The organism is Haloarchaeobius litoreus (assembly GCF_024495425.1).
In the GTDB taxonomy this organism is placed as follows: Archaea; Halobacteriota; Halobacteria; order Halobacteriales; family Natrialbaceae; genus Haloarchaeobius; species Haloarchaeobius litoreus.
This window is the reverse complement of record NZ_JANHJR010000001.1, coordinates 773,371-799,497: the sequence shown is the minus strand read 5'-3', so window position 1 is coordinate 799,497 and position 26,127 is coordinate 773,371. Positions and strand designations below refer to the sequence as shown.

General features: G+C 68.4%; 24 protein-coding genes. 15 read left to right on the top strand and 9 right to left on the bottom strand.

Translation table 11 applies throughout. The features are described from left to right. Positions 1 to 55: 55 nt before the first annotated feature. Together NOW55_RS03955 and NOW55_RS03950 are read left to right on the top strand one after the other, a co-directional pair. Positions 56 to 1,942, top strand: a complete 1,887-nt coding sequence (locus NOW55_RS03955) for an ABC transporter ATP-binding protein (RefSeq protein WP_256398777.1) — start codon at positions 56 to 58, stop codon at positions 1,940 to 1,942. A gap of 72 nt (positions 1,943 to 2,014) precedes the next feature. Continuing rightward, positions 2,015 to 3,874, top strand: a complete 1,860-nt coding sequence (locus tag NOW55_RS03950; protein ID WP_256398776.1) for a hybrid sensor histidine kinase/response regulator — start codon at positions 2,015 to 2,017, stop codon at positions 3,872 to 3,874. On the opposite strand, the gene NOW55_RS03945 is transcribed toward NOW55_RS03950, so the two are convergent. Then, positions 3,875 to 5,089: an acyl-CoA dehydrogenase family protein gene (locus NOW55_RS03945; protein WP_256398775.1), complete on the bottom strand. Its 1,215-nt coding sequence runs from the start codon at positions 5,087 to 5,089 to the stop codon at positions 3,875 to 3,877. A gap of 120 nt (positions 5,090 to 5,209) precedes the next feature. Here NOW55_RS03945 and NOW55_RS03940 point away from each other — a divergent pair, with 120 nt between their 5' ends. From NOW55_RS03940 to sod, 6 genes are all read left to right on the top strand, one after another. Then, positions 5,210 to 6,280 (top strand): phosphotransferase family protein, encoded by a 1,071-nt coding sequence (locus tag NOW55_RS03940; protein ID WP_256398774.1) that lies wholly within the window; start codon positions 5,210 to 5,212, stop codon positions 6,278 to 6,280. A gap of 95 nt (positions 6,281 to 6,375) precedes the next feature. After that, positions 6,376 to 6,972 carry a DUF8173 domain-containing protein gene (locus tag NOW55_RS03935; RefSeq protein ID WP_256398773.1) on the top strand — a complete coding sequence of 199 codons (597 nt, stop codon included), beginning with the start codon at positions 6,376 to 6,378 and terminating at the stop codon, positions 6,970 to 6,972. A 49-nt stretch (positions 6,973 to 7,021) separates the two neighbouring features. After that, on the top strand, positions 7,022 to 8,443 hold the full coding sequence (locus tag NOW55_RS03930) for a cryptochrome/photolyase family protein (protein WP_256398771.1): 1,422 nt from the start codon (positions 7,022 to 7,024) through the stop codon (positions 8,441 to 8,443). Between the two features lie 113 nt (positions 8,444 to 8,556). Then, complete coding sequence (locus NOW55_RS03925; RefSeq protein ID WP_256398770.1) at positions 8,557 to 9,462, top strand: UbiA family prenyltransferase; 906 nt, start codon at positions 8,557 to 8,559, stop codon at positions 9,460 to 9,462. A gap of 94 nt (positions 9,463 to 9,556) precedes the next feature. Further along, positions 9,557 to 11,239: a sensor histidine kinase gene (locus NOW55_RS03920; protein WP_256398769.1), complete on the top strand. Its 1,683-nt coding sequence runs from the start codon at positions 9,557 to 9,559 to the stop codon at positions 11,237 to 11,239. Positions 11,240 to 11,301: 62 nt separating this feature from the next. Further along, positions 11,302 to 11,913, top strand: a complete 612-nt coding sequence (gene sod / locus NOW55_RS03915; RefSeq protein WP_256398768.1) for a superoxide dismutase [Mn] — start codon at positions 11,302 to 11,304, stop codon at positions 11,911 to 11,913. Positions 11,914 to 11,958: 45 nt separating this feature from the next. Here sod and NOW55_RS03910 read toward each other — a convergent pair whose 3' ends face one another. Further along, the gene (locus NOW55_RS03910) at positions 11,959 to 13,707 is read right to left on the bottom strand and encodes a sensor histidine kinase (RefSeq protein ID WP_256398767.1); all 1,749 of its coding nucleotides are present in this window, start codon (positions 13,705 to 13,707) and stop codon (positions 11,959 to 11,961) included. Between the two features lie 501 nt (positions 13,708 to 14,208). Here NOW55_RS03910 and NOW55_RS03905 point away from each other — a divergent pair. Together NOW55_RS03905 and NOW55_RS03900 are read left to right on the top strand one after the other, a co-directional pair. After that, complete coding sequence (locus NOW55_RS03905) at positions 14,209 to 14,475, top strand: DUF5827 family protein (protein ID WP_256398766.1); 267 nt, start codon at positions 14,209 to 14,211, stop codon at positions 14,473 to 14,475. Then, on the top strand, positions 14,472 to 15,275 hold the full coding sequence (locus NOW55_RS03900) for an ATPase (protein WP_256398765.1): 804 nt from the start codon (positions 14,472 to 14,474) through the stop codon (positions 15,273 to 15,275). The genes NOW55_RS03905 and NOW55_RS03900 overlap by 4 nt, the downstream gene beginning before the upstream one ends. 78 nt (positions 15,276 to 15,353) lie before the next feature. Here NOW55_RS03900 and NOW55_RS03895 read toward each other — a convergent pair whose 3' ends face one another. Then, positions 15,354 to 15,671: a DUF7344 domain-containing protein gene (locus NOW55_RS03895; RefSeq protein WP_256398764.1), complete on the bottom strand. Its 318-nt coding sequence runs from the start codon at positions 15,669 to 15,671 to the stop codon at positions 15,354 to 15,356. Between the two features lie 234 nt (positions 15,672 to 15,905). On the opposite strand from NOW55_RS03895, the gene NOW55_RS03890 reads away from it, so the two are divergent. Continuing rightward, on the top strand, positions 15,906 to 18,392 hold the full coding sequence (locus tag NOW55_RS03890) for a PAS domain S-box protein (RefSeq protein ID WP_256398763.1): 2,487 nt from the start codon (positions 15,906 to 15,908) through the stop codon (positions 18,390 to 18,392). On the opposite strand, the gene NOW55_RS03885 is transcribed toward NOW55_RS03890, so the two are convergent. Continuing rightward, positions 18,389 to 18,970, bottom strand: coding sequence for an MBL fold metallo-hydrolase (locus tag NOW55_RS03885; RefSeq protein ID WP_256398762.1), 582 nt, complete (start codon positions 18,968 to 18,970; stop codon positions 18,389 to 18,391). The two genes, NOW55_RS03890 and NOW55_RS03885, sit on opposite strands and share 4 nt — an antisense overlap. An 80-nt stretch (positions 18,971 to 19,050) precedes the next feature. Continuing rightward, entirely contained in the window at positions 19,051 to 19,389 is a 339-nt protein-coding gene (locus NOW55_RS03880) for a cupin domain-containing protein (protein WP_256398761.1), read from the bottom strand. A gap of 119 nt (positions 19,390 to 19,508) precedes the next feature. On the opposite strand from NOW55_RS03880, the gene NOW55_RS03875 reads away from it, so the two are divergent. Continuing rightward, entirely contained in the window at positions 19,509 to 20,033 is a 525-nt protein-coding gene (locus tag NOW55_RS03875) for an HAD family hydrolase (protein ID WP_256398760.1), read from the top strand. A 12-nt stretch (positions 20,034 to 20,045) separates the two neighbouring features. Here NOW55_RS03875 and NOW55_RS20925 read toward each other — a convergent pair whose 3' ends face one another. Next, the gene (locus NOW55_RS20925; protein ID WP_390293112.1) at positions 20,046 to 20,339 is read right to left on the bottom strand and encodes a DUF5822 domain-containing protein; all 294 of its coding nucleotides are present in this window, start codon (positions 20,337 to 20,339) and stop codon (positions 20,046 to 20,048) included. 497 nt (positions 20,340 to 20,836) lie between these two features. On the opposite strand from NOW55_RS20925, the gene panB reads away from it, so the two are divergent. Further along, positions 20,837 to 21,649, top strand: coding sequence for a 3-methyl-2-oxobutanoate hydroxymethyltransferase (gene panB / locus NOW55_RS03865; RefSeq protein WP_256398759.1), 813 nt, complete (start codon positions 20,837 to 20,839; stop codon positions 21,647 to 21,649). Positions 21,650 to 21,652: 3 nt separating this feature from the next. On the opposite strand, the gene NOW55_RS03860 is transcribed toward panB, so the two are convergent. Beyond that, on the bottom strand, positions 21,653 to 22,426 hold the full coding sequence (locus NOW55_RS03860; RefSeq protein ID WP_256398758.1) for an alpha/beta fold hydrolase: 774 nt from the start codon (positions 22,424 to 22,426) through the stop codon (positions 21,653 to 21,655). A 148-nt stretch (positions 22,427 to 22,574) separates the two neighbouring features. Between NOW55_RS03860 and NOW55_RS03855 the strand changes: the two genes are divergently transcribed. Next, on the top strand, positions 22,575 to 22,817 hold the full coding sequence (locus tag NOW55_RS03855; RefSeq protein WP_256398757.1) for a DUF7127 family protein: 243 nt from the start codon (positions 22,575 to 22,577) through the stop codon (positions 22,815 to 22,817). Then, positions 22,814 to 25,078, top strand: a complete 2,265-nt coding sequence (locus NOW55_RS03850; RefSeq protein ID WP_256398755.1) for a CDC48 family AAA ATPase — start codon at positions 22,814 to 22,816, stop codon at positions 25,076 to 25,078. The genes NOW55_RS03855 and NOW55_RS03850 overlap by 4 nt, the downstream gene beginning before the upstream one ends. A gap of 4 nt (positions 25,079 to 25,082) precedes the next feature. Here the strand turns inward: NOW55_RS03850 and bcp are convergent, their stop codons facing one another. Both bcp and NOW55_RS03840 read right to left on the bottom strand, forming a co-directional pair. Continuing rightward, positions 25,083 to 25,538, bottom strand: coding sequence for a thioredoxin-dependent thiol peroxidase (gene bcp, locus NOW55_RS03845; protein WP_256398754.1), 456 nt, complete (start codon positions 25,536 to 25,538; stop codon positions 25,083 to 25,085). Positions 25,539 to 25,589: 51 nt separating this feature from the next. Next, positions 25,590 to 26,093, bottom strand: a complete 504-nt coding sequence (locus NOW55_RS03840) for an MOSC domain-containing protein (RefSeq protein WP_256398753.1) — start codon at positions 26,091 to 26,093, stop codon at positions 25,590 to 25,592. Between the last annotated feature and the right edge of the window lie 34 nt (positions 26,094 to 26,127).

Here is a 26,127-nt window from a genome sequence, read left to right as displayed (position 1 = left end):
ACACGCCGACATTCGATGGACGGAAGTGGCTCGCTGACGACCCACCGATGACCAGATGTCCGGCGACGACGAGAAGCCGTTCGACCAGTACCGTGCCGACGTGGACCGCCCGCTCGTGCGTCTGTTCGAGGAGTACGGCGTCCCCCGGTTGCGGTGGTTCGTCGCCGGCAACGTCGCCAACGTCGTCGGCCGAAGCGCGAGCCTGCTCCCGCCGCTCGTCCTCGGAACGGCTATCGACGCCGTGTTCAACGGGAACGGCGACTACTCGCTGCCGCTCGTGCCGGGGTCGATGCTCCCGAACGAGCCCGCGGCCCAGTTCTGGCTGTCCGTCGCGCTCATCGTCGCGGGCTTCGTCCTCACCGGCGTGGGTACGTTCGTCTGGGGCGTGACGATGAACCGGTTCGCCCACGGCGTGATGCACGCGGTCCGGACGGACACGTTCGACGCGATGCAGCGGCTCGACATGGCCTTCTTCGACGAGAAGCAGACCGGCGAGGTGATGTCGGTGCTGAACAACGACGCCTCGAACCTGGAGACGTTCCTCGACGACGCGCTCAGCGAGGGCCTCCGCATCGTCGTCATGATCGTGGGCATCGCCGCCATCCTGGCGTACCTGAACGTGGCGCTGGCGGTCGTCACGCTCGCGTTCCTCCCGCTGATGGTCGGCTTCACGTACTGGTTCATGCGGCTCGTCGAACCGCGCTACCGCCGGGTGCGCTCGAACGTCGGTAGCCTCAACACCCGGCTGGAGAACGCGCTCTCGGGCGTCGAACTCGTCAAGACGAGCGCGACCGAGTCCTACGAGACAGGCCGGGTCAGGTCCGCGTCGAGGGACCTCTACGACGCCCACATGTCAGTGCTCACGCTGTCGTACTTCTACCGGCCCGGCATGGAACTGCTGGCCGGTATCTCCTTCGCGGTCACGTTCATCGTCGGCGGGCTGTGGCTGTTCCAGGGGCCGCCGCTCGGGCTCGCGGGGCAGCTCACCGTCGGCGACTTCGTCGTGTTCCTCCTGCTGACACAGCGGTTCGTCGAGCCGCTCTCGCAGGCGTCGAACCTCGTCGACTGGTACGAGAACGCGAAGGCCTCCGGCGAGCGCGTCTTCGGCCTGATGGACGTCCCGCCACACGTCGAGGAGGCCGACGATGCCGTTCCCCTCACCGACGTCGACGGGCGGGTCGAGTACGACGACGTGACCTTCGCCTACGACGAGGGCGAGACGGTGCTCCGGAACGTCGACTTCGCCGTCGACGCCGGCCAGACGGTCGGCCTTGTCGGCCCGACCGGCGCGGGCAAGTCGACCGTCGTGAAGCTCCTCATGCGGCTCTACGACGTGGACTCTGGCGCGGTGACGGTCGACGGCCACGACGTGCGCGACGTATCCATCGACTCGCTCCGCCAGACCGTCGGCTACGTCTCGCAGAACCCGTTCCTGTTCGACGGTACCATCGCCGAGAACCTCCGGTACGGCCGCTTCGACGCCAGTGACGAGGCGGTCCGCGAGGCTGCGAGAGCCGCCGAGGCCCACGAGTTCATCGAGGACCTGCCCGACGGCTACGACACCCGCGTCGGCGAACGCGGCGTGAAGCTCTCGGGCGGCCAGCGCCAGCGGCTCGCGATCGCCCGCGTCGTCCTCAAGGACCCGCCCATCCTCGTGCTCGACGAGGCGACCTCGAACGTGGACACCGAGACGGAGGTCCACATCCAGCGCAGCCTCGACGCCGTCAGCGAAGAGCGGACGGCGTTCGTCATCGCCCACCGGCTCTCGACGGTGCGCGACGCCGACGGCATCCTCGTCCTCGACGGTGGCGAGGTCGTCGAGCGAGGGACCCACGACGAGCTGCTCGACGAGGAGGGCCTCTACGCCACGCTCTGGAGTGTGCAAGCCGGCGAGGTCGAGGACGTCCCCGACAGATTGTTCGGGGCGTCCACCGGGTACTGACACCCCGGCACTGGTCAGCTCACCACAAGCGCAAGAATCATGTCGTATCCGCGGGTCTTCCCTCAAACACGGATGCCAGACGATCCGCGCGTCCTCTGCGTGGACGACGACCGGGACACCGCCCGCATGACGGCGGAGTATCTGCAGGCCGCGGGGATCGACTGCCTGGTCGCGACGAACGGCGAGGACGCACTCGCCCGACTCGACGAGGGACGTGTGGACTGCGTCGTCAGCGACTACGAGATGGCCGGGATGGACGGCATCGAACTGCTCGAGGCTGTCAGAGAGCGCGACGACCGCCTCCCGTTCATCATGTTCACCGGCCAGGGGTCCGAGTCGGTGGCCAGCGAGGCGATCACCGCCGGTGTCACGGACTATCTCCGCAGGACCGACGCCGGAGCACGCCAGCTCCTCCGACGACGCATCATGAACGCCGTCGACCAGTACCGGGCCGAGCGGGGGCTGGAAGACACACGGGGCCGACTCGAAGGCCTGCACCATCACGCCGTCGCCCTCGCCGGCGCACACGACCGCGAGACCGTCGTCGACCAGGCGCTGGTCGCTGCGGAGCGCATCCTCGACTTCGACGTCTCGGGCGTCTACGTCGTCGAGGACGGCACGTTCGTCCCGCAGACCGACCGGAGCTACCGACCAGCTGGCGACCTCCCGACGGTCGACGACGGCGTCCTGGGCCGCACCTACCGCGAGCGGGAGTCGGTGCTTGTCCGGAACGTCCTCGAGGACGTTACGGCCGAACCCGACCAGCCGGAGTTCCGCTCCGCGGTCAGCGTCCCTATCGGTCGCTACGGCGTGTTCCAGGCCATCTCGGAGGAGCCGAACGCCTTCAGCGAGACCGACAAGGAGCTGGCGGAGCTCCTCGTCACCCACGTCACACAGGCGTTCGACCGGCTGGAGAGCGAGTCGGACCTGCGACGGACGAACGAGCAGCTGCGGGCCATCCTCGACAACACCACGGCGAACATCTACATCAAGGGCCTCGACGGTCGGTACCAGCTGATCAACGACCGGTTCCGCGAGCTGCTGGGCCTCGAACCGGGCGAGGCGGTCGGCCGGACCGACTTCGAACTGCAGGACGAGGAGTACGCCGAGGAGGTCCGGGAGAACGACCAGCTGGCCGTCGAACGCGGCGAACCGATCCAGATAGAGGAGACCGGCGAGTTCGAGGGCGACGAGCGCATCTACTACTCGGTGAAGGTGCCGTTGTACGGCGACGACGGCGCACCCGTCGGCGTCTGCGGGATCTCCTCGGACATCACCGAGCTGAAGGAGCGCGAGCGGGAGCTCGAGCGCCAGAAGGAGCGCCTCGACGAGTTCGCACACCTCGTCAGCCACGACCTGCGGAGTCCGCTGAGCGTGGCGCGTGGCTACCTCGACCTCGTCCGCGACGAGGTCGACCACGAGCACCTCACGGAGATCGCGAACGCACACGACCGGATGGAGAACATCATCGACGGCGTCCTCACCCTCGCCCGCGAGGGCCGCGAGATCGGGGAACGGTACCCGGTGTCCGTCGAGGCGGTCGCCCGGGGGGCCTGGGGGAACGTCGACTCCGGGGCGGCCACGCTCTCGGTCGTCGACGACACGACCGTGGACGCCGACCGGGACCGGCTGCTGCAGGTGTTCGAGAACCTCTATCGGAACGCGCTGGCCCACGCCCTGCCCGACGACGCCGACCGCGTGCTGACGGTGACGGTCGGCACACTGGCGACCAGCGGGTTCTACGTCGCCGACGACGGCGACGGTGTCCCCGCGTCGGTGCGGGACGGGCTGTTCGACCCGGGCCAGAGTTCGGACCCGAACGGCACCGGGTTCGGGCTGGCCATCGTCGAGCGCGTCGTCAGCGCCCACGGCTGGACGGTCGAACTCGCCGACTCGGCGGACGGCGGCGCGCGCTTCGAGATACGGACCTGACTACTGCCCGAACCGGGTGACGTTCTCCAGTTCGTCCAGCTTCGGCTCGGCGAACGCCTCGCGCGCGATGCTGCGGAGGTGGACCTCGTCCGCGCCGTCGATGATGCGGAACGCGCGGACGTTCTCGTAGAAGTCCGCGAGCGGCAGGTCCTTCCCGATGCCGTTGCCGCCGCATATCTGGACGGACTCGTCGATGGCGTCCTGGGCGACGTTCGCGGTGAACACCTTCGCCATGGCGACGCCGATGCGGGCCTCCTCGCCGGCCGCGATGTCGTCGGCCGCGTGACGGATCATCGTCCGGGCGGCGTGCAACCGGGTCCGCGAGCGCGCGACGCGGAAGCGGAGCGCCTGCTTCTCCGCGATGGGTTCGCCGAAGGACTCCCGTTCGCTGGCGTAGGCGGTCGCGATGTCGAGCGCCCGGTCGGCCATCCCGCCGAAGCGCATGCAGTGGGTGAGTCTGGCCGGGCCGAGCCGGCGCTGTGCGACCGCGAACCCCGCGTTCTCGGGACCGAGCGTGTTCTCCACTGGGACGCGGGCACCGTCGAACTTGACCTCGGAGTGACTGGAGCCGACCGGCTCCCCGCCCATGTGCGGGATGTCGCGGACGACCTCGACGCCTTCGGTGTCACGGGGGACGAGGATGATGCTCGCGCCCTCGTAGGGGTGGGCGTCGGGGTCGGTCCGGGCCATGACGAGGAAGATGTCGGCGTCCGCGCCGCCGGTCGTCCACCACTTGTGGCCGTCGATGACCCACTCGTCGCCTTCCTTCTCGGCCGTCGTGCTGAGCATCTTCGGGTCCGAGCCGCCGCCCTGCATCGGCTCGGTCATGCAGAAGCCGGAGTTCATCTCGCCCGCGGCCAGTGGTGCGAGCCAGCGCTCCTGTTGCTCCTTCGTCCCGACGATCTCGAGCGTGTGCATGTTCCCCTCGTCGGGGGCGGCACAGCGCATCGCGAGCCCGCCGAGCAGGCTCCGACCCGCCTCCTCGAAGACCGGGAGCATCGCACGGAAGTCAAGCCCGAGACCGCCGTACTCCTCGGGGATCTGTGGGCCGTACACCTCGTACTCGCGGGCCGTCTCGCGCAGGTCGTCGACGACCGAGTCCGGGACGGACTCCTGGCCGAGCCACTCGCGCTCGACGGGGATGACCTCCTGCTCGACGAACTCGCGGGCTCGCTCGGCGACCGTCCGACCGACGTCCGGGTCGTGGTACTCCATGCCACTCGCTTCGGACCCCGGGGTGAAAAACTGTCATACAACGGCAGGAACGTCTCCTTTTTAACATTGTTAACTGCCGTGACCCGAGGTTATTCCTACGACCCTCACGTCGTCCCGGCCGTGACAGACGCATCCGACGAGTACTTCGATCGGCTCGTCGACGAGGCGGCTCTGGAGTCCTACCTCCGGGCGAACCTCGGCGACGCCGACGACTTCGAGGTACGCCGCCACCAGGCCGGCCACTCCAACGAGACGCTGTTCGTCACGTGGGGCGGCGAGGCGCTGGTGCTCCGTCGACCACCGCCGGGCGAGACGGCCGACAAGGCCCACGACGTGCTGCGGGAGTACGCCGTCGTGGACGCGCTCCAGTCGACCGACGTGCCACTTCCCCGGACCGTCCTCGCCTGCGACGACCACGACGTCGTGGGGAGCGACTTCTACCTGATGGAGCGCCTCGACGGCACCGTCGTGCGGGGAGAGGCGGGCGACCCCCTGAGCGAGCCAGCGGACCGTCAGCGGGTCGGCGAGGAACTGGTGGACACGCTCGCGGCCGTCCACACCGTCGACGTGGACGAGGTGGGGCTCTCGGAGTTCGGTCACCCCGAGGGGTTCACGCAGCGGCAGGTCAGGCGCTGGTCCGAACAGCTCACGTGGGCGTTCTCGAAGACGAGCGACGAGCGCGAGGTGCCGGCCATCTACGACATCATGGAGTGGCTCCAGGAGAACGCACCCGAGGAGCACCCGCACACGCTCGTCCACGGCGACTACAAGCTGGACAACGTGATGTACGACCTCTCCGGCGAGCCGGAGCTCATCGGCGTGTTCGACTGGGAGATGAGCACCCTCGGGGACCCGCTGACCGACCTCGGCTGGATGCTGTCGTTCTGGTACGAGGCGGACGACCCGACCCCGGATTCGGCGGAGTTCGTCGACGAGTTCCTCGCGAACGAGGGCTACCCGACCCGGCGGGAGCTGGTCGACCGGTACGAGGCCGCGACAGGCATCGAGTACACGAACGACCGGTTCTACCGCGCGCTGGCGGTGTACAAGCTCTGCGGACTGGGCGAGATGTTCTTCGCGCGCCACCTCGCCGGGGACGCCGACGACCCGCTCTACCCGAAGATGCGCGAGGCGGTCCCCGCGCTGGCCGACCGCGCGCAGCGCATCATCGACGGCGAGGAGCCGCTGTAGCGGCTGCTCGCCGCCATCGGTGCTTGCCAGAAGTATAGGCATATTTTGGTAACCAAGGGGATACTTCTTTGGTAGTTGGGCGCATGGGGGTGTGTATGGGGGAGTTCGCCACACTCGCCAGCGTGGGGGCTGGCACGGCAGCGACAGCATCGGCAACGGGAGTGGGGGACCTCGGCTCGTTCTGGACCCTCTCGGTTCCAGTTCGGGCCGCCGTCCTCTCCGCCTCGACACTACTACTCGGGATACTGGTCGTCGGACTGTTCCCCGACTACGGGACGGCGGCGGTCGACCGCGTCCGCGAGAGCATGCTCTCCTCGTTCATCATCGGGAGCGTCGTCGCCGTCGTCTACGGCGGCTGTATCGGTCTCATCTGGTTCGCCGCGGGCCAGGACCCCATCGTCTCGCTCATCGCGATGCCGGTGCTGTTCGTCCTCGTCGGGCTCGGGACGGTCTGGACGGCCATCGGTCTCGTCGGGCTCTGTCAGGCTGCTGCGGACCTCGTCGGTGCAGACCACCTCGCGTGGGGCATCCTCGGCGCGGTCGTCGTCGCCGGGGCGAGCGTCACCGCCCCCGCATACGGGCTCGCGATCGCCGTCCTCGCCGCCGTGTTCGGCTTCGGGGCCGGCATCCGGACGCGACCGGGAGTCCGGTCGGTGCCTGACCGGGTCGTCCCGCCGGACCGGAAGGTGTAGCCACCCCGTTGGCACCAGCTTAAGGGTGGAACCGCCACTCCTGATGGGTATGCAACTGCACTGGCACCGCGACGACCTCCGGGTCGCCGACAATCTGGCACTCACCACGGCGACCGACCGTACCGACGAGCGCGGCCCCGTCGCGCCCGTGTTCGTCTTCGACGACGACGTGCTCGCCCACGGCTCGTCGAACCGCGTCGCGTTCATGCTCGACGCGCTCGCCCACCTCAGGGACGAGTACCGCGACCGCGGGAGCGAGCTCCTCGTCCGGCACGGCGACCCGCGCGAGGTGCTCCCGGAGCTCGCCACCGAACTCGGGGCGGAGTCGGTGACCTGGGCGGAGGGCTACTCCGGGCTCGCCACCGAGCGCGACGCCGCGGTTCGACAGCGCCTCGACGAGGTCGACGTGGCCCATGAGTCCGTCACCGACGCACTCCACCACGAGCCCGGCTCCATCACGACTAACGATGGTGAACCGTACTCCGTCTACAGCTACTTCTGGAAGAAGTGGCGCGACCGGCCGAAGGCCGACCCCGTCGACGCCCCCGACGCTGACGCGCTCGTCGACACCGACGACCTGCCCGACACAGAACCGCTGCCGACGCTCGCCGACCTCGGTTTCGACGAGCCGACGGCCGACATCCAGCCGGCGGGCACCGACGCCGCACGCGAGCGACTCACCGCGTTCTGTGACGGCCCGATCTACGACTACGAGGAGCGACGCGACTACCCCGCCGACGGCTGCACGTCGCGGCTCTCGGCCGCGCTGAAGTGGGGGACCATCGGCGTCCGCGAGGTGTACGAGGAGACTGCCGCGGCCGCGGACTTCGCCGAGTCGGAGTCCGACCGGCAGTCCGTGCGGGAGTTCCAGAGCCAGCTCGCGTGGCGCGAGTTCTACCACCACGTCCTCTTCTTCAACCCCGAGGTCGTCTCGGCGAACTACAGGGAGTACGAGCACCCCATCGCGTGGCGCGACGACCCCGACGAACTCCGGGCCTGGAAGGACGGCGAGACGGGCTACCCCATCGTCGACGCCGGGATGCGACAGCTCCGCGAGGAGGGGTTCGTGCACAACCGCGTCCGGATGATCGTCGCCTCGTTCCTCACCAAGGACCTGCTCGTCGACTGGCGCGAGGGGTACGCCCACTTCCGGGAGTACCTCGTCGACCACGACACCGCCAACGACAACGGCGGCTGGCAGTGGGCCGCCTCGACCGGCACCGACGCCCAGCCGTACTTCCGCATCTTCAACCCGATGACACAGGGCGAACGCTACGACCCGGACGCCGAGTACATCACGCGGTACGTCCCCGAACTCCGCGACGCGGACCCGTCGCTGATCCACGGCTGGCACGAGGCCAGCGAGATACAGCGCAAGGAGGCTGCCCCGGAGTACCCGCGACCCATCGTCGACCACGGCGACCGTCGCGGACAGGCGCTCTCCATGTTCAAATCGGCACGCGGCGAGTGACTGCCGGTTCCGACCAGTTTCCCGGTAGATAATAAAATTCTTCCTTTCATGCAAGTATTATTGGTGCTCTCCTAAAGCTATTTCCGTACGCGGTACAGTGTGTCGTACGTTCTATGAGTCAATCGAACGACCCTCACAGACCCGGGCAGTTCACGTACCGGCTTCCGGACCCGACCGCCGCCGCAGAGCGCGCGTTCGGTGTCGCGAAACACGCATCAGTCATCGACGGCCTCGTCGCGGCGACGAAGGTCGTCGTGGTGTCGGTGCTGCTGTCGCTGCCGCTCTCCGTGGCGGTCCTGCTCGCTGGACTCGTCACGTTCTCCGTCTACGGCTCGAACAAGCTGGTCGACGATGAGGACGAGGTCAACTGTCCCGACCGCGCCAGCTTCGTCGCCCGCAACCGCGAGGCGCTGCTGGCCGGCACGCTCGGTGCCTACGTCCTCGCACTCGGACTCGCGGCGCTGGAGGGGCTCGACTCGTTCCTGCTGACGCTCGTCCCGGCCGCCGCCGCAGTGCTGTACAGCACGCCGTGGCTCCCGTTCGACGGCGGGACCAGGGTGAAGGACGTGCTCGTCCTCAACACCGTCCTCGTCGCCGGTGCCTGGGCAGCATACGTCTCGTTCATCCCGGTCGCGTACGTCGACGCCCCGGTGACGCCCACCGCCGTGGTCGTCTGCGTCTTCTTCTTCCTCCAGACCGTCGTCGCCGGCGAGGTGCTCAACGCCCGCGACGTGGCCGGCGACCGTGCCGAAGGCGTCTCCACGATGGCGACCGTCCTCGGCGTCCGCCGCACCCAGTTCGTGCTCTACGCGCTCGACGGCGTCACCCTGGCGCTGCTCGGCTGGGCGGCGACGACCGGTCTGCTGGCCGTCCCCCTCGCCCTCGCACTGATTCCCGCCGTCGGCTACTCGCTGCTGGTCACCGCCCTCGTCGGCCGTAGCGTCGACCTCGACTGGCTCGGTACCTGCCGCGACTGCCAGTACGCCGTCATGCTCTGTTGCGTGCTGGTAGCCGTCTAAAATCGCCCCTCGATATTGCCAGTCGAGTTAAGGGCATGGGACGCGAACCCGGAGTACATCGGCCCCCACCGAAATGTCCGCCTCGCTCGTTCCCATGTCAGGGCTCCTCATCACCGCCGTCGTGGCCACGATAGTCGCCTGGCTCGCATACCGTCAACGGCCCAAGCCAGGAGCGACGTGGCTCGCGGCGATGCTCGTCGCGGTCGGCTGGTGGGCGTTGTTCTACGCCATCGAACTACCGATCCAGTCGATGCCGACACGCCGCCCGTTCATGAAGCTCCAGTGGCTCGCGAGCCTCACCATCCCCGTCTTCTGGTTCCTCTTCGCCCTCGAGTACACCGGCCGTGACCGCTACGTATCCCGCGGGTCGGCGGCAGCACTGCTCGTCGTCCCGACGGTCGTCTTCGCGTTCGTCGCGACGTTCGAGCACCACAGCCTCCTCTACCAGGACCCGCAGCTCGTCGAGCGCGGCGGCACCCTCGTCGTCGACCACGTGTTCGGCCCGCTGTTCTACGTCGGCGTCGGCTACGCCTACCTCGTCATTCTCGGCGGTTCGCTCCTGTTCGTCTCGCTCATCTTCGACCGCAGCCCCACGCACCGACGGCAGTCGTTCGCGCTCCTCGCCGCCGTGCTCGCCCCGTGGGTCGGCAACCTGGTTCACGTGCTCGAAATCCCGATGGTCGCCCTCGACCCGACGCCCATCGCGTTCCTCGTGACCGGCGTCGGGAGCTACGTGGCGCTGCACGAGCTCGACCTGTTCGACGCCGTCCCCGTGCCCGACTCCATCGCTCGCGACGTCGTGGTCGAGGGGATGGACGATCCCGTCGTCGTCGTGGACGAACGGAACCGCGTGGTCGACGTGAACCCGGCGGCCTCGACCATCTTCGGGTACGACGCCAGCGCCGCGCTCGGCCGAGACGCCGCGCGAGTGATCCCGGGCTACCCGCAGGCCAGCGACGGCGACCAGGAGACCGTCGAGGTCGAGACGGGGCGTGGACGGCGCTACTTCGACGTGACGGTGTCCGACATCACGAACAGCAACGACCGCCGCATCGGCCGGGTGGTCACCATGCGGGACGTGACCGAGCGGACCCACGACGAACAGCGCCTCGACGTGCTGAACCGCGTGCTCCGGCACAACCTCCGGAACGAGATGAACATCGTCGCTGCCTGCGCGGAACAGCTCTCGACCACGGCCGACGAGGAGGAGCTGGAGCTCGTCGAGACCATCCGCGAGCGCGCCAACGACGTCGCCTCCCTCGGCGACACCGCACGTCGCATCGAGACGTTGCTCGAGAACGCCGACGAGGAGGCGTACGAGCCCCTCGAAACGATGCTCGACCGCGTTCTCGAACGCGGCCGCAGCCAGTACCCGACCGCCTCGTTCGAGACCGTCTGGACGACCGAGCAGGGGACGGTGTACTGTCCCCGGACCATCCAGCCGGTGCTGTGGAGCCTGTTCGAGAACGCCGCGACCGAAGCCGACGCCTCGGTGACCATCTTCGTCACGCCGGGGACCGACGGCTACGTCTCGGTGACCGTCGCGGACGACGGACCGGTCATCCCGCAGCGCGAGCGCGAGGTGCTCAAGTCCGGCACCGAGACGCCCCTCGACCACACCAGCGGCCTGGGGCTCTGGCTGGCCGTCTGGGGCGTCCGCTCCATCGGCGGGACCATCGACTTCGAGAGCGAGGCGGAGACCGGCAACGCGATCACGCTCCACGTCCCCTGCGAGATCGAGGACCTCGCGACCGGGGAGGCCCAGGTTGTCAACTAGACGCATACGGGTTCTAAACTTTTAAACGGGAATCGACCGTATGGTAGGACTGGGTGATACAAATGGCCGAGAAATCACACGCAGAACTGCCGCCGCTCCCGTACGACTACGACGCACTCGAACCATCCATCTCCGAACAGGTTCTCACCTGGCATCACGACACACACCACCAGGGGTACGTCAACGGTCTGAACGCAGCCGAGGAGACCCTCGCGGAGAACCGCGAGTCCGGCGACCACTCCTCGTCCGCGGGCGCACTCGGGAACGTTACCCACAACGGCTGTGGGCACTACCTGCACACGCTGTTCTGGGAGAACATGTCCCCGAACGGTGGCGGTGAGCCCGAGGGAGACCTGGCCGACCGTATCGCAGAGGACTTCGGCTCCTACGAGGGCTGGAAGGGCGAGTTCGAGGCAGCTGCCTCGGCCGCCGGTGGCTGGGCGCTGCTCGTCTACGACCCGGTCGCCAAGCAACTCCGCAACGTCAAGGTCGACAAGCACGACCAGGGCGCGCTCTGGGGCGCACACCCCATCCTCGCGCTCGACGTCTGGGAGCACTCCTACTACTACGACTACGGTCCGGACCGCGGCAGCTTCATCGACAACTTCTTCGACGTCGTGAACTGGGACAAGGCCGCCGACGAGTACCAGAAGTGCCTCGAGCACTTCGAGTAAGCGACGAGTCGTACACCACCGAATTTTTTCGCGCCGACGCGGCAGTCAGTCCACGACAGCGCCCGTGAACTCGAAGCGCGCACCGCCGTGAGCGCCGTCCGTCACACGGACGTCCCAGCCGTGGGCGTCGGCGATGGACTGGACGACCGAGAGCCCCAGCCCCGTGCCGTCCGTGTTCGTCGTGTAGCCGTCGTCCAGCACGGCGTCGCGTCGGTCGGAGGGGATGCCGACGCCGTCGTCCGCCACGAAGAACCCGCCCGGCGCGTCGCCACCGGCGTCGGGCAGGGTGCCGACGGTGACGGTCAGGCCCGTGCTGCCCGCCGAGTGGCCGTGCTCGACGCCGCCGCCGGACTGGGTGGGGCTGCCCGTGGACCCGTGTTCCACGGCGTTCCGGAACAGGTTCTCCAACAGCCGTCGCAGCCGGGTGGGTGCCGCACACACCGTCCCGTCCGTCTCGACCGCCAGGGTCGCGTCGCCGGTCTCCACGGTGTCCCAGGCCGTCCGGGCGACCTCCCCGATGCGGACCGTCTCCGGGTCCGTTACCGTCTCGCCCTCGCGGGCCATCGCGAGCACGTCGTCGATGAGCTCCTCCATCCGCTCGTGGGCGACGGCGACGTCGTCGAGGTGGGAGACCTCGCCGGTGTCCTGGGCGAGCTCGACGTAGCCCTCCGCGACCGACAGCGGGTTGCGGAGGTCGTGGCTGACGAGACTCGCGAACCGGTCGAGCCGCTCGTTCTGCCGTTCGAGTTCGCGCTCCCTGTGCTCGCGTTCGGTCACGTCGCGGAGGTAGAACAGGTGCCCGAGCGAGCGGCCGCGGTCGTCGAACTGCGGCCACACCCGGACGTCGACGTACCGCCGACCGGTGACCGAGTCGAGCGTGACGAGGTTCTGGGTCTCCTGATCACCGACGTCTGCCGCGATGTCGCCGACCGGGCCGTCGAGGACGGTGGTCACGTCCCGGCCGATGACCGAGCCGTCCAGTCCGAGCAGTCGTCCGGCGGCGGGGTTCACGTCGGTGATGCGGCGCTCGGAATCGAGGACGAGGACGCCGTCCCTGATGTTCGTCATCAGCGACTCGCGGGCGACCGGCGTCACGTCGGTCAGGCCGAACTCGAACACGCCGAAGGCGAGCGCCGCGCTCGCGACCCCGAACCCGAGCGGCGTCCCGTCGACCGCGATGGTCTCGGTCACGTAGAGCACGTTTCCCGCGAGCGGGGCGACCCCCGCCAGGATGACCATCGCTGCCTGCCGGCGGTAGAGGTCGGTAGACCGGTAGAAGAACCCGACGAACATCGAGAGCGCACCGAAGGTGAGTCCGTAGGCGTAGGGAATCCACAGGTAGAAGACCGCGCCGTGCTCGACGCCGAGACCGGTCAGACTCCCCGGGTTCTCGAAGAGCCGGTGGTAGATGAGTCCGTGATCGAAGACGAGTCCCGACCAGGCCACGACCAGCATCACGGCCGACATGCTCCAGAGCCACATCCGGACCTGCCGGCCGTGGAGTCGCTCGCGTCCGGTGTACTCGGCCGCCAGCAGGAACCACGACGGCGGGACGAGGGTGATGCCGAGGTACGCGAACCGACTGAGCAGTTCGTCGGCGAGCAGCGAGGGGGTCAGACTCTGGACGAGTGACGGTGCGGTCCAGACGGCCGCTCCGAGTGCTGTGAGCGCGAGGTAGCGGGCTCCGGTGTTGGGGCGGTTCCGCCAGGCCACACCGGCGACGACGGACGCCAGTCCCGTCGAGGCGAGGAGAATCGCCTGGTACACCGTGGTGACCGGGAGCCCGCCGGGCATTACCGGAGCCAGTCGGTCTGTCCACTTAGATGACCCGGCCCCGGTGCGTGTGACTGCCACTCAGTGCCGGGTCCGGGGCCACACCCATCGACGAGGTCGCCACACGCTATCGAGGACTACGTAGCGCTCCGGAGGTCACCCCCGGACACAGAGCAGAATATATATTTAATCCGATACCTTTACGCAGCGCGGGCGGGTAGCATCAGTCGCTGCCATGCGCCGCAGTCAAACCGTGCCGCTGCGGTGTCCGTTGTCCGCCGTCGCCCGACGGCGAACCGACAGTCGAGCGCAGCACCACCACCACTCGCGAGCCGACTCGCTCGCACACTGCACCCGGGCCCGCCGACCGACACACCGCACACCACCACCTGTCATCCTGCCGGTCGACCGGGCCTCCCTCGGTGAACGGGGCGGGAGTCCGCCCCCCCTCGACCGACTTCGACCTGTGAGCGACGGCCGTGGACCACACGCTTTAGGTCGGGCACGGTCCTAGGGGGCCGCATGCCCGTTCAGAAGGCCGAGTTCGACGACCTCCATCCGTGTGATTTCTACGAGCCGGACGAGCTCCTCGAGACCGACCAGATGTACACCGTCTACGAGATCGCCCGTCTGCTGCAGGGGCTCGATACCGACGCCGAACTCGACCGCGAGACGGAGGACGTGCTGCTCGACTGGGCCATCCCGTGGGTCATCACCAACGCGGACGACCTCGTCGTCGCCACCCCGCGGTCCGACGACGAGCCCGGCTACTACGGCGTCGACACATGAGGCTCCTCGTCGCCGGCGGCACCCGCGTCGACGCCGGCAAGACCACCTTCTCGACCGGCCTCTGCGAGTACCTCGACGCCACGGGGTACAAGCCACGCGCCGGCAACGACCACTGGTTCGACCACGACGACTACCTCACCGCCGTCACGGAGGGCCGACTGTACGGCAAGGACGCGAAGCGCCTCGCCGCCGCGAGCCCCGGTCACCGCCGGCCGGAGACGCTGAACCCGCTCCACCGGCTCTGGCGACCCGCACCGGGGAACGACACCGGCATCATCGGGGCGAGCCACCGCCAGTTCGTGCTCGACCGGGTCGGCGACGAGTTCGTCGTCAACGAGCGCGCCGACGTGCCGGACGACGCCCGCGAGCACCTGCCCCTCGAGGACGCCCGCAGCGTGCGGACGCTCGACGGTCTCAACGCTGTGATGGAGGAGCTGCACGCGCCGGCGCTCGCGGAGATACGGGAGACGGTCGATGCGGCGGACAGGGCGGTCGTCGAGTCCTACGCGGACATCGCACTGCCGCTCCAGAACGTCGCCTTCGACGCCGTCGCCGTCGTCGAGCCCGAGCGGGCTCGGGTGTACGATGGCGGGCGGTACGGACGGGCCTGCGAGGCCGTCAGCGGGAGTCCACGCGAGGGACGGCTGGAGGAACGCGTCGAGGACGTGCTGTCGTTCTGCGACCCGCTCGCGAGCTGTGCGCTCCCCGCGCTCTCGACCGACGAGCGCTCGCACCCGGCGACGGTCGCCGACGCGTACGAGGTGGCCTACGAGGCGCTCGTGACGGCCGCGCTCTCCTGACGATATCTACGCATCCGGCGGTCGGAGCCACTATCAGCGCACCCGGTGGTCTGAGCCACGGTCGCCGTGCTGCCGGTCTCAGACGGCGGTCCGCTGGTTCAGCTCGGAGAGCGTGCCGAACCAGGGCTGTCGCCGTCGCACGGTCTCCCCGTCGAATTCGACGACGCGGGCGTCTGCCAGCAGCGGGAGGTGACAGTGCCGTAGTGCGAGCGCCACGCGGTCGGCCGACTGGTCGTCGTCGGTTCGCCTGACGATCTCGTCCGCCAGTTCCGTGAGACGGACCGCTCGTCGTCGGTCCAGCACCGAGACGACGATGCGTCGCCACTGGTTGGACAGCGCGCGGTGGTACTGGTCGAGCTGCTCCGGCGACAGCGGTCCCGTCGTTTCAGTTCTCATGCTTTCTCAGCCCTCGAGAGGCCGTATGCGCAACGAACGTCCGCACAGCTGTAGACGCTCTCACTGAAATATCAGGGGGCACCCGGCTGGCACAGCGTGGCATCGGTTCGGCTCCGGATGCGTGCCGACAGCTCAATACCAGTTTCCGACTGGAACGGTCGTTTCCATACCTGATGCGGCCGATGTGCCCTCCGTCGACGGAGGGTTCAATACCCCGAGTCGAGAGGAGGAGTCATGTCGTCGCTCATCGTGACGGACGCGTTACGGGAGACACTGTCCGTCTTCGACACACGGAGTCCGGGAACACCGCTGACGACCACGGAGGTCGCGACGGAACTCGACTCGGGCAGGCGGAGCACGTTCGACAAGCTCGACCGGCTCGCCGACGGTGGCTACCTCGCCACCAAGGCGGTCGGGTCCCGCGGTCGCGTCTGGTGGCGGCCCGTCGGAGAGCTGGGGGTCGCCGACCAGTGGGTGGACGGCGCGTTCCTGCTGCTCGACGCGACCGGCAGGGTCCACTACGTCACCGACCGGGCGGCGGAGCTGCTCGGGGTGGCCGCCGAAACCATGCTGGACACGACGGTCTGGGTGAGCGTCCCGGAGTTCGAGGCGGCCGAATTCGAGGCGTCCATCGAGGAGGCGACGGCCGACCCGGCGACCACGACGGGCCAGCTGTGGTCGTCACGACTCGACAGGGGGCTCGGCTACAGGCTCCTTCCCACGGCGTCCGGGCTCCGGCTGTCTCTCCGCGACGTGACCGAACGGATGGAACGCGAGCGCCGACTCGAACGCTACGAACTCATCGCCGAGACGGCCCGCGACGGCATCTACCTCGTCGACCGGACGGGGCACTTCACGATGGTGAACGAGGCGTACGCCGAGATGACGGGCTACGACCGCGAGGAGCTGGTCGGTTCGCACGTCTCGCTCCTGGTGGACGAGGAGACCATCGAGACCGCTTCCAGGTACGACGAGCGGCTGCGCGCCGACGAGTGCCAGACGGCACGGTTCGAGGCAGATCTGGTGCGGAAAGACGGGTCGACACTCAGGGCGGAGGCGACGTTCGCCGTCCTGGACGACGGCGACGGGCATGTGGAGCGGGTCGGCGTCGTCCGGGACGTGAGCGACCGCGTCGAACGTGAGCGCGAACTCGAACGCTATCGGACCATCGTCGAGACCGTCGACGACGGCATCTACGTGCTCGACGGCGAGTACCGGTTCACACAGGTGAACGACGCGTACGTCGACATCACCGGCTACGACCGCGACGAACTGCTCGGCGCGCACTGCTCGCTCGTCGTGGGCGACGCCCTCTCGGAACGAGCCGCGGCCCGGTCTCGGGAACTGGCCGCGAGCGACGACCGGTCCGCACGGCTGGAAGCGCCGGTACACCGGAGGGACGGCACCCAGCTGGTCGCCGAGAGCAAGTTCACCCCGCTCACCGACGAAGCGGGCACGTTCCAGGGAACTGTCGGCGTGGTACGAGACATGTCGGACCGCATCCGACGGGAGCGCATCCTGAAACGGCAACGCAGCCAGCTCGCTGCCCTCGACAGTCTGAACACGGTCGCCCGGCAGGTAACCCAGTCGGTCATCGAGCAGTCGACGCGTGCGGACGTCGAACGGACGGTGTGCGAGGTGCTCACCGACTCCGAGTCGTACACGCTCGCCTGGGTCGGGCAGGTCGACCGCGCCTCCGGGACGGTCACGCCACGCCTCGTCTCTCCGACCAGGGCCGCCCCGGAGAACCTCCCCGTCGTCGCCGACACGCTGTCCGAGGGACCCATCGGCCGAGCCACGGAGACGGGGACGATGCAGGTGACGACCGACATCGCGTCGGTCGCACCGGCGGACGGGTGGGAGGACCCCGTCGACGCGGAGGGGCTCCAGTTCGCCGCGGTCATCCCCGTCGTGCACGAGGCGACGCTGTACGGGCTCGTCTGTGTGTACACGGACCGGGAGACGGCGTTCTCGCCGGCTGAGCGCGACGTCATCGCCGGCCTCGGCGAGATCATCGGCCAGGCCATCGCGGCCATCGAGCGCAAGCGGGCGCTGATGAGCGACGAGGTCGTCGAACTGGAGTTCCGGCTCTCGGACCTCGGCGCAATGCTCGGCATCGAGATGCCCGCCGACGGTCGGGTCGAGATCGGTCAGACCATCCCGCTCGGCGGCGACGAGTTCCTCGTCTACGCCACCGCGAACGAGACCGGCCTCGGGATCGTCGAGGCGGCCGAGTCGGCGTTCGACCACTGGGAGTCGGTGGAGTCCTTCGACTCCCGGCACGACGAAGCCCACCTCCAGATCCGGCTCTCGGAGCCGCCAGTCAGCGCGCGGATCGCGGAGTTCGGCGGCCGCATCCAGCAGGTCGTCTTCGCCGACGACGCCGCCCAGTTCGTCGTCCAGACCGAACCCGGAACCGATGTCAGACCGGTCATCGAGATAATCGACGAGACGTTCTCCACGACCGAACTGGTGCGCCGACGGCAGTTCACCCGGGTCGACGGGCCGCGGCCGCGGACCGACGACGACGTGCTCGACAGGCTCACGGACCGACAGCGGACCGTCCTGTTCGCGGCGCGCAACGCCGGGTTCTTCGAACAGCCGCGCACACAGAGCGGGACGGAGATAGCCGATAACATGGGTATCTCGGCGACGACGTTCCACCAGCACCTCCGCGCGGCGCTGCGAGAACTGACAGCGTCGGTGTTCGCGGACGGTTAGGGGCCCGCCGACCGGGCCATCCGGGCCGCCAGTTCGATGTGGCTGTACGGCTGGTCCGTCATCGACGGCCCGTGCCCGACGTGCATCTCGTCGAGGTCCTCGTCGACGACCTCGAGCACGCGGTCGATGCTCTCGACGAGCAGCGAGTGGTCACCCTCCTCGAGGTCGGTCCGGCCGAAGCTCCCGTTCTGGAACACGAGATCGCCCGCGAACAGCACGCCAGCGTCCGCGCTGTAGAAGCAGAGATGGTCGTTTTTGTGTCCGGGTGTGTGGAGCGCGACGTAGTCGTGGTCGCCGAGACGGACCGTCCCCTCGTCGGCGATGGGCTCGTCGATGCCCGGCTCGTCCGTGTCGAAGCCCCACGCCCGCACGTCGAACTCCCGTTTCACGTCGTCGAGGTTGCCGACGTGGTCCGGGTGCGTGTGCGTCATCACGACGGCGTCGATACCGCCGTGCTCTGCGACCCGCTCCGTGATGTCGAAGTTCGCGCCCGTGTCGACGAGCACGCGGCGGTCACCGTCGACCAGGAACGCGTTGCTCGTGAACGCCCGCACGCCAGCGGCGAGGTTCGGTATCATGGGCGTCCCTACCCGCGCGACGGCTTTGACCGTTGCGGAGCGGCGACGGGAGCCGCGGGCGGGCCGCGAAGGACCCTCCGTTACGGGCTCGTCCCGGCGAGGACGAGCCGGGCGCGCTCGTCCCCGTCGTTGTGTATCTGGCGCGTCTGGTCCGCCGACAGCCGGATGGCCTCGTGCTCGCCGACGCGGACCGTCTCGTTGCCGAGGTCGATGGCGACCTCGCCCGCGACGACGACGTACACCTCCTCCTGGCCGTCGTCCGCGTGGTCGTGCTCCTTGCCCTTCGCGCCCGGTTCGAGTTCGAGGACGGTCACGCCCAGTGCCTCGGTGTCGAGGGCGTCCCTGAGGAACCACATGCCGCCGTACTCCTCGGGGACGACCGAGTCAACGTCGTCCGTGCTGGCTGTCGTGTAGGACATGCACACCCGAATTGGGCTGCCGTGGGCAAGAACCTAGGTTCCACGGTGGAACACGTCGGGTGCCAGCCCACACCGGGGAACCGACACCCTCAACCGGCACACGGCCCAACCGACGGTCGATGACGAGCGACCACGCCGGCGTCGTGTACGACCTCGACGGGACGCTGGTCGAGCTGGTGGTCGACTGGGATGCAGTCGCACAGGACGTGCAGGCGGTGTACGCCGACGCGGGCGTCGCGCCGGTCGACCGGGACCTCTGGACGATGCTCGGCGAGGCGCGCGAGCACGGACTGTACGACGACGTGGAGGCAGCCATCGCGGCCCACGAGTGTGACGGTGCGCGCGAGTCCCACCTCCTCCCGTACGCGGACGAACTCGCCCACGATGGCCGCCCGGCCGCCGTCTGCTCGCTGAACTGCGAAGCCGCCTGTCGGGTCGCGCTCGACACCCACGACCTCACCGCGCACGTCGACATGGTGGTCGGTCGCGACACCGTCTCGACGTGGAAACCCGATCCGGCACCGCTGCTCCATGCGGTCGACGGTCTGGGGCTCGCGCCCGAGAACGTGCTCTTCGTCGGCGACTCGGAACGCGACGCCGTGACGGCCGAGCGCGCCGGCACCGACTTCCAGTGGGTCGAGTGACCCGTCGGTTTTTCAGCGGTTCCGTGACGCGTACACGTAGACGCCGATGGCGGTGACGAACCAGACCACGGCACCGACCCGGACCGCGAACTCGGCGCGCGCGTTCCACGTCGGCAGCGAGACCGGCACCGAGAGCAGTGTCACCAGCGGGACGCCCACGAGGATGGTGACGACGAACGTCGTCCGCATCACCCACGCGTAGTCGACGCCGTCCTCCTGCTCGTCGCTGGGTGTGGCCGCGTCGACCGCCTGCTCCGGGTTGCTGACGGGCTCTGGCTCGCCCTCCGCGGCGTCTGCATCGCTCACAGACGGTGCTCACCGGGCCAGCAGGTAAGGTCTGCCGATTTTCTGGTGACGCTGTTCGTGACGGCTGTCGGCGGCTCGAAGCGTCCTGCTACCCTTACCCCGAGCGACTGGAACGGCGAACGACCGGAAGGGACCGCCCACCGCGACCGCACCACGCCTCCCCCGACCGCTTGCATCTGCGGAAGTCAGGGCACTCCGGGGGGTCACGGGTCGCACGCTCCCCGTTCGCAGTCGCGGTTCTCGCTCGCTAGCGCTCGCTGTGCTCACGGGTCGCACGCTCCCCGTTCGCAGTCGCGGTTCTCGCTCGCTGGCGCTCGCTCCGAACCGCGCACCGCTCGCATGGTCTCGCCGGCCGCGCGCCACCCGGTTGGTCGGACCGGAAGTTTACAAATACTGTAAAATTCCACGCCCCCTCGAAGACGCCGACACTGTGGTATGCAAACACGCCTCGTAGCGGAACCGGCAGGCGTTTGACCGATGCCGAGCAACGTCGGCACATGCGATCTACGGTGCGTGACGTGCGAGAGAAGGCAGGTGACGAGCCGATCACGATGCTGACCGCGTACGACGCGGTGACGGCGGAGATCGTCGACGAGCAGGGCGTCGACGTGATCCTGGTGGGCGACAGCATCGGGAACACGAAGCTCGGGCACGAGTCGACGCTCCCGGTGACGGTGGACGAGATGGCGAGTGCGACGGCGGCCGTCTCGCGGGCGACCGAGGATGCGCTCGTCGTCGCCGACATGCCCTTCCTGAGCTACGGGCACGACGAGAAGGAGAGCATCGAGAACGCCGGGCGGATGCTGAAGGAGGCCGGTGCGCACGCGGTGAAGCTCGAATCCGGGCCGCACACCGTCGAGCTGACCGAGCGGATGAGCCAGCTCGGCATCCCGGTGATGGCCCACCTCGGGCTCACGCCCCAGCGTGTGAACCAGCTGGGCTACGCGCGACAGGGCACCACCGAGGAGGCCGCCGCGGAGATGCTGGACCTCGCGGTCGCCCACGAGGAGGCCGGGGCGTTCTCGCTGGTGCTGGAGCACGTGCCCGCGAACGTCGCCCGCGAGGTGACCGAGGCGGTGTCGATGCCGACCATCGGCATCGGCGCGGGGCCGCACTGCGACGGACAGGTGCTCGTCGTCGACGACGCCGTCGGGCTCTCGTCGTGGACGCCGTCGTTCGTCGAGGAGTTCGGCGACGTGCGCGAGGCGATGGCCGACGCCGTTGACGGGTACCGCGAGGCCGTCGAGACCGGCGAGTTCCCGGCCGGGGAGCACAGCCACGTCGAGGACGAGCTCGACGACATCTACTGAGAGCTACTGCTGGACACGGGCCACGAACCGGGCGAGCGCGCTGTTGAACGCGTCGGGTTGTTCCAGCATCGTGAGGTGGGCAGCGCCCTCGACGACGGCCACGCGGCCGTCCATCGCCTCGGCGAGGTAGTCGTGGTAGTGTGGCGGCGTCAGCTGGTCGTACTCGCCGACGACACAGAGCGTCGGCACGTCCAGTTCACCGAGCTCGCCGCGCACGTCGAACTCGTGGCAGGTCAGGAAGTCGCGCTCCGTGACCGCCCGACCGCAGGCACGCATGCTCTCCTTCGACAGTTCGTGGAGCCTCTCGTCCGGGCTGTGGAACAGCCGGTCCGTGCCGTGCAGGAACTCGATGGCGCGCTCGAAGTCGTCGGCGAGCCAGTCGCGCAGGTCGTCCAGCACCGCCAGCTTCGCGCCCGTGCCGGCGAGGACGACGCCGTCGAACTCGGCGTCGCGTTCGAGGAGGATGTGGAGGGCGACGGCACCGCCGAGTGAGTTCCCCACGAGCACGCTCGGCTCCACCGCCTCGACGACGGCCAGCACGTCGTCGGCGTACGCCGACAGTGTCTCGAAGCCCGCGCTGGCGTCGGTGTCGCTCGCCCCACCGTGCCCGCTGAGGTCGAGTGCGACCACGGTGAACTCGTCGGCGAGTCGGGCCTGTGACTTCCAGAGCCGTCGACTCCCACCGCTCCCGTGTACGAACAGTACTGTCTCCCCGGACCCCCCACGGTCGAACTCCTCGAACGTCGTCGTCCGACCGTGGTGACTGACCTGTTGCATGCTATGAAGTTGCCCGCCCGAGGGCATAAAGCCTAAGTCTTTCGTGAACCGCAGATACACTGTACAGGAGCCAACCCGCCACCGTCTGGTGGTTCCCCCGCCGAAGAACTTATATAGTATTGCGACTAACTTTAGGTTAGTTAATCCCATGAACATCCAAGACTTCACTGCGGAGGACGAGCGCTTCGTCCGGCAGTACTCGTACGACGACGCTCGCGTCGTGGCTGTGGACCTCGCGGACGAATTCGTCGGCGGCTCCGTCGACGTCATCGGCGACACGGTCGTCGTCGTCGGCGGCGGGACCGAGCAGTACGAGCTCGATGTCCCCGGTGTCTCGCAAGCGTTTATCAGAAACGGCGTCCTCACTATCGAAGTGGAGGTCGACGCATGAAACTCACCGTCAAACCCCTCAAGCAGAAGGACGCGGGGCGCGGGCTCGCCGCCATCGACAGAGGCTCGATGGCCGAGCTCGGCCTCGAGAACGGCGACTACATCCGCCTCGACGGCAAGCAGGACGCGACGACCGTCGCCCGCGTCTGGCCCGGCTACCCCGAGGACCAGGGGCAGGGCGTCGTCCGCATCGACGGACGCCTTCGCCAGCAGGCCAACGTCGGCATCGACGACCGCATCGAGGTCGAGAAGGCCGACGTGAAGCCCGCCACGAGCGTCACCGTCGCGCTCCCGCAGAACCTCCGTATCCGCGGGAACATCGGCCCGCTCGTCCGCGACAAGCTCAGTGGGCAGGCCGTCACCAGCGGGCAGACCGTCCCGTTCTCGCTGTCGTTCGGTCCGATGGGCGGGAGCGGCCAGTCCGTCCCGCTGAAGATCGCCTCGACCGACCCCTCCGGGACGGTCATCATCACGGACTCGACCGACATCCAGATCTCCGAGACGCCCGCCGAGCAGGTCGGTCCCGCCGGCGAGGGTGGCACCGATGGTGCCCCGAACGTGACCTACGAGGACATCGGTGGCCTCGACGACGAACTCGACCAGGTCCGCGAGATGATCGAGCTGCCGATGCGCCACCCCGAACTGTTCCAGCAGCTCGGCATCGAACCGCCGAAGGGCGTCCTCCTGCACGGCCCGCCGGGCACCGGCAAGACGCTCATCGCGAAGGCCGTCGCCAACGAGATCGACGCCCACTTCCACACCATCTCCGGGCCGGAGATCATGTCGAAGTACTACGGCGAGAGCGAGGAGCAGCTCCGCGAGGTTTTCGAGGAGGCCGAGGAGAACGCCCCGGCCATCGTCTTCATCGACGAGATCGACTCCATCGCCAGCAAGCGCGGGGAGGCCTCGGGCGACGTGGAGCGCCGCGTCGTCGCCCAGCTGCTCAGCCTGATGGACGGCCTCGAAGAGCGCGGGCAGGTCACCGTCATCGCGGCGACCAACCGCGTCGACGCGCTCGATCCCGCGCTCCGCCGCGGCGGCCGGTTCGACCGCGAGATCGAGATCGGCGTCCCCGACACCGGTGGCCGCCTGGAGATCCTCCAGGTCCACACCCGCGGGATGCCGCTCTCGGACAGCGTCGAACTCGAGGAGTACGCCGAGAACACGCACGGTTTCGTCGGTGCCGACATCGCCAGCCTGGCCAAGGAGTCGGCGATGAACGCGCTCCGGCGCATCCGGCCCGAGCTCGACCTCGAACAGGAGGAGATCGACGCCGAGGTGCTGGAGAACCTGAAGGTGACGGAGCGGGACTTCAAGGAGGCGATGAAGTCGGTCAAGCCGTCGGCGATGCGCGAGGTGTTCGTCGAGGTCCCCGACGTCACGTGGAACGACGTCGGTGGACTGGAGGACACCAAAGAGCGCCTCCGCGAGACCATCCAGTGGCCGCTCGACTACGGCGACGTGTTCCAGGCGATGGACCTCGAAGCCGCCCGCGGCGTGCTGATGTACGGCCCGCCCGGGACCGGCAAGACGCTGCTCGCGAAGGCCGTCGCCAACGAGGCCAACAGCAACTTCATCTCCATCAAGGGGCCGGAGCTGCTGAACAAGTACGTCGGCGAGTCGGAGAAGGGCGTCCGCGAGGTGTTCGACAAGGCACGCTCGAACGCCCCGACGGTCATCTTCTTCGACGAGATCGACTCCATCGCCACGGAGCGCGGTTCGCGGACCGGTGACTCCGGCGTCGGCGAGCGCGTCGTCTCACAGCTCCTGACGGAGCTCGACGGGCTGGAGGACCTGGAGGACGTCGTCGTCATCGCGACGACGAACCGCCCGGACCTGATGGACGACGCGCTGTTGCGCCCCGGGCGGCTGGACCGCCACGTCCACGTGCCCGTCCCCGACGAGGAGGGCCGCAAGCGCATCTTCGAGGTGCACACCCGCAACAAGCCGCTCGCGGACGATGTGGACCTCGAGGACCTCGCCGCGCGCACCGAGGGCTACGTCGGTGCCGACATCGAGGCGGTCTGCCGCGAGGCGTCGCTCGCCGCGACCCGCGAGTTCATCAACTCCGTCGAGCCGGAGGAGATGGCCGAATCCGTCGGCAACGTCCGCATCACTGCCGATCACTTCGAGCAGGCGATGGACGAGGTGGTGGCGAGCGTCACCCAGGAGGTCAAGGATCGCTACGAGGAGATCGAGAAGCGCTTCGGCCGCGAAGAGGTCCTGACGGAGGAAGAGCAGCTCGGCCGGACGTTCCAGTAACGTCTCAGTCCAGGTCCGCGAGGATCTCTTCGGCGTGGGCTTCCGGGTCGACACCCTCGTAGACGCGCGCGATGTCGCCGTCCTCGTCGATGACGTACGTGTTCCGGAAGACGCCGTCGAACGTGTTGCCGAACATCTGTTTCTCGCCGTAGGACTCGTAGATGGTGGCGACCTCGCCGTGCTCGTCCGAGAGCAGGCGGACGGGCAGGTCGTGGTCCTCCTCGAACGTCTTGAGGTCGGCGACATCGTCGTCGCTGACGCCGAGCACCGCGATGTCGCGGTCCTCGAAGGCGTCCCAGTTGTCGCGGAACGAGCAGGCCTCCATCGTGCAGCCCTCGGTGTTCGCCCGGGGGTAGAACCAGAGGACGACCGTCTGTCCGCGGTAGTCGGAGAGCGATACGAGGTCACCGTTCTGGTCCGGCAGTTCGAAGTCCGGAGCCGCCGCGCCGATGTCGAGCATAGACACGGGAAGGAAACGACGGGTAAAACGGATTTCGTTTCCGGCGAGCGCTCACCTCGGCTCGACGGTGTCGCCGACGGCCAGCGTCCCGGACTCGACGATGGTCGCCCGCAGGCCGCCCCGATGGACGAGCGACCGGGCGACGCCGTCCTCGGTGAGTCCCTCCAGGTACGAACAGGGCTCGCAGAGTTCGACACCGCGACAGACCGCGTCGCCGACCGTGAACTCCTCGCCGACGTGGTGGTTCAGCGCGACCCCGCGCGTCGTCACGTTCCGGCGGTGGCGGCCGTCACTCACGTCGACGCCGTAGTCGGTCTCGGCGGCTTCGATGGCCTCCGCCTCGATAAGCGTGATGCCACGGGGCGTGCCGTCGGAGAACGTACCACCCTCGTCGAAGTAGCGGTCTCCGCGCAGGCCCGTCTCGGCGACGGCCTCGACCCGTTCGACGGGCTCGACGGGTTCGCCCGACTCGGACGCGATGTGGATCGCCTCGACCGTGCCAGCCGTCGCTAAGTGGTCGTGCTCCGCCGAGTCCCCTGCCTCCGTCTCGGTCATGGCCCCGGCTACGATGCTCCGCGAGAAGAAGCTA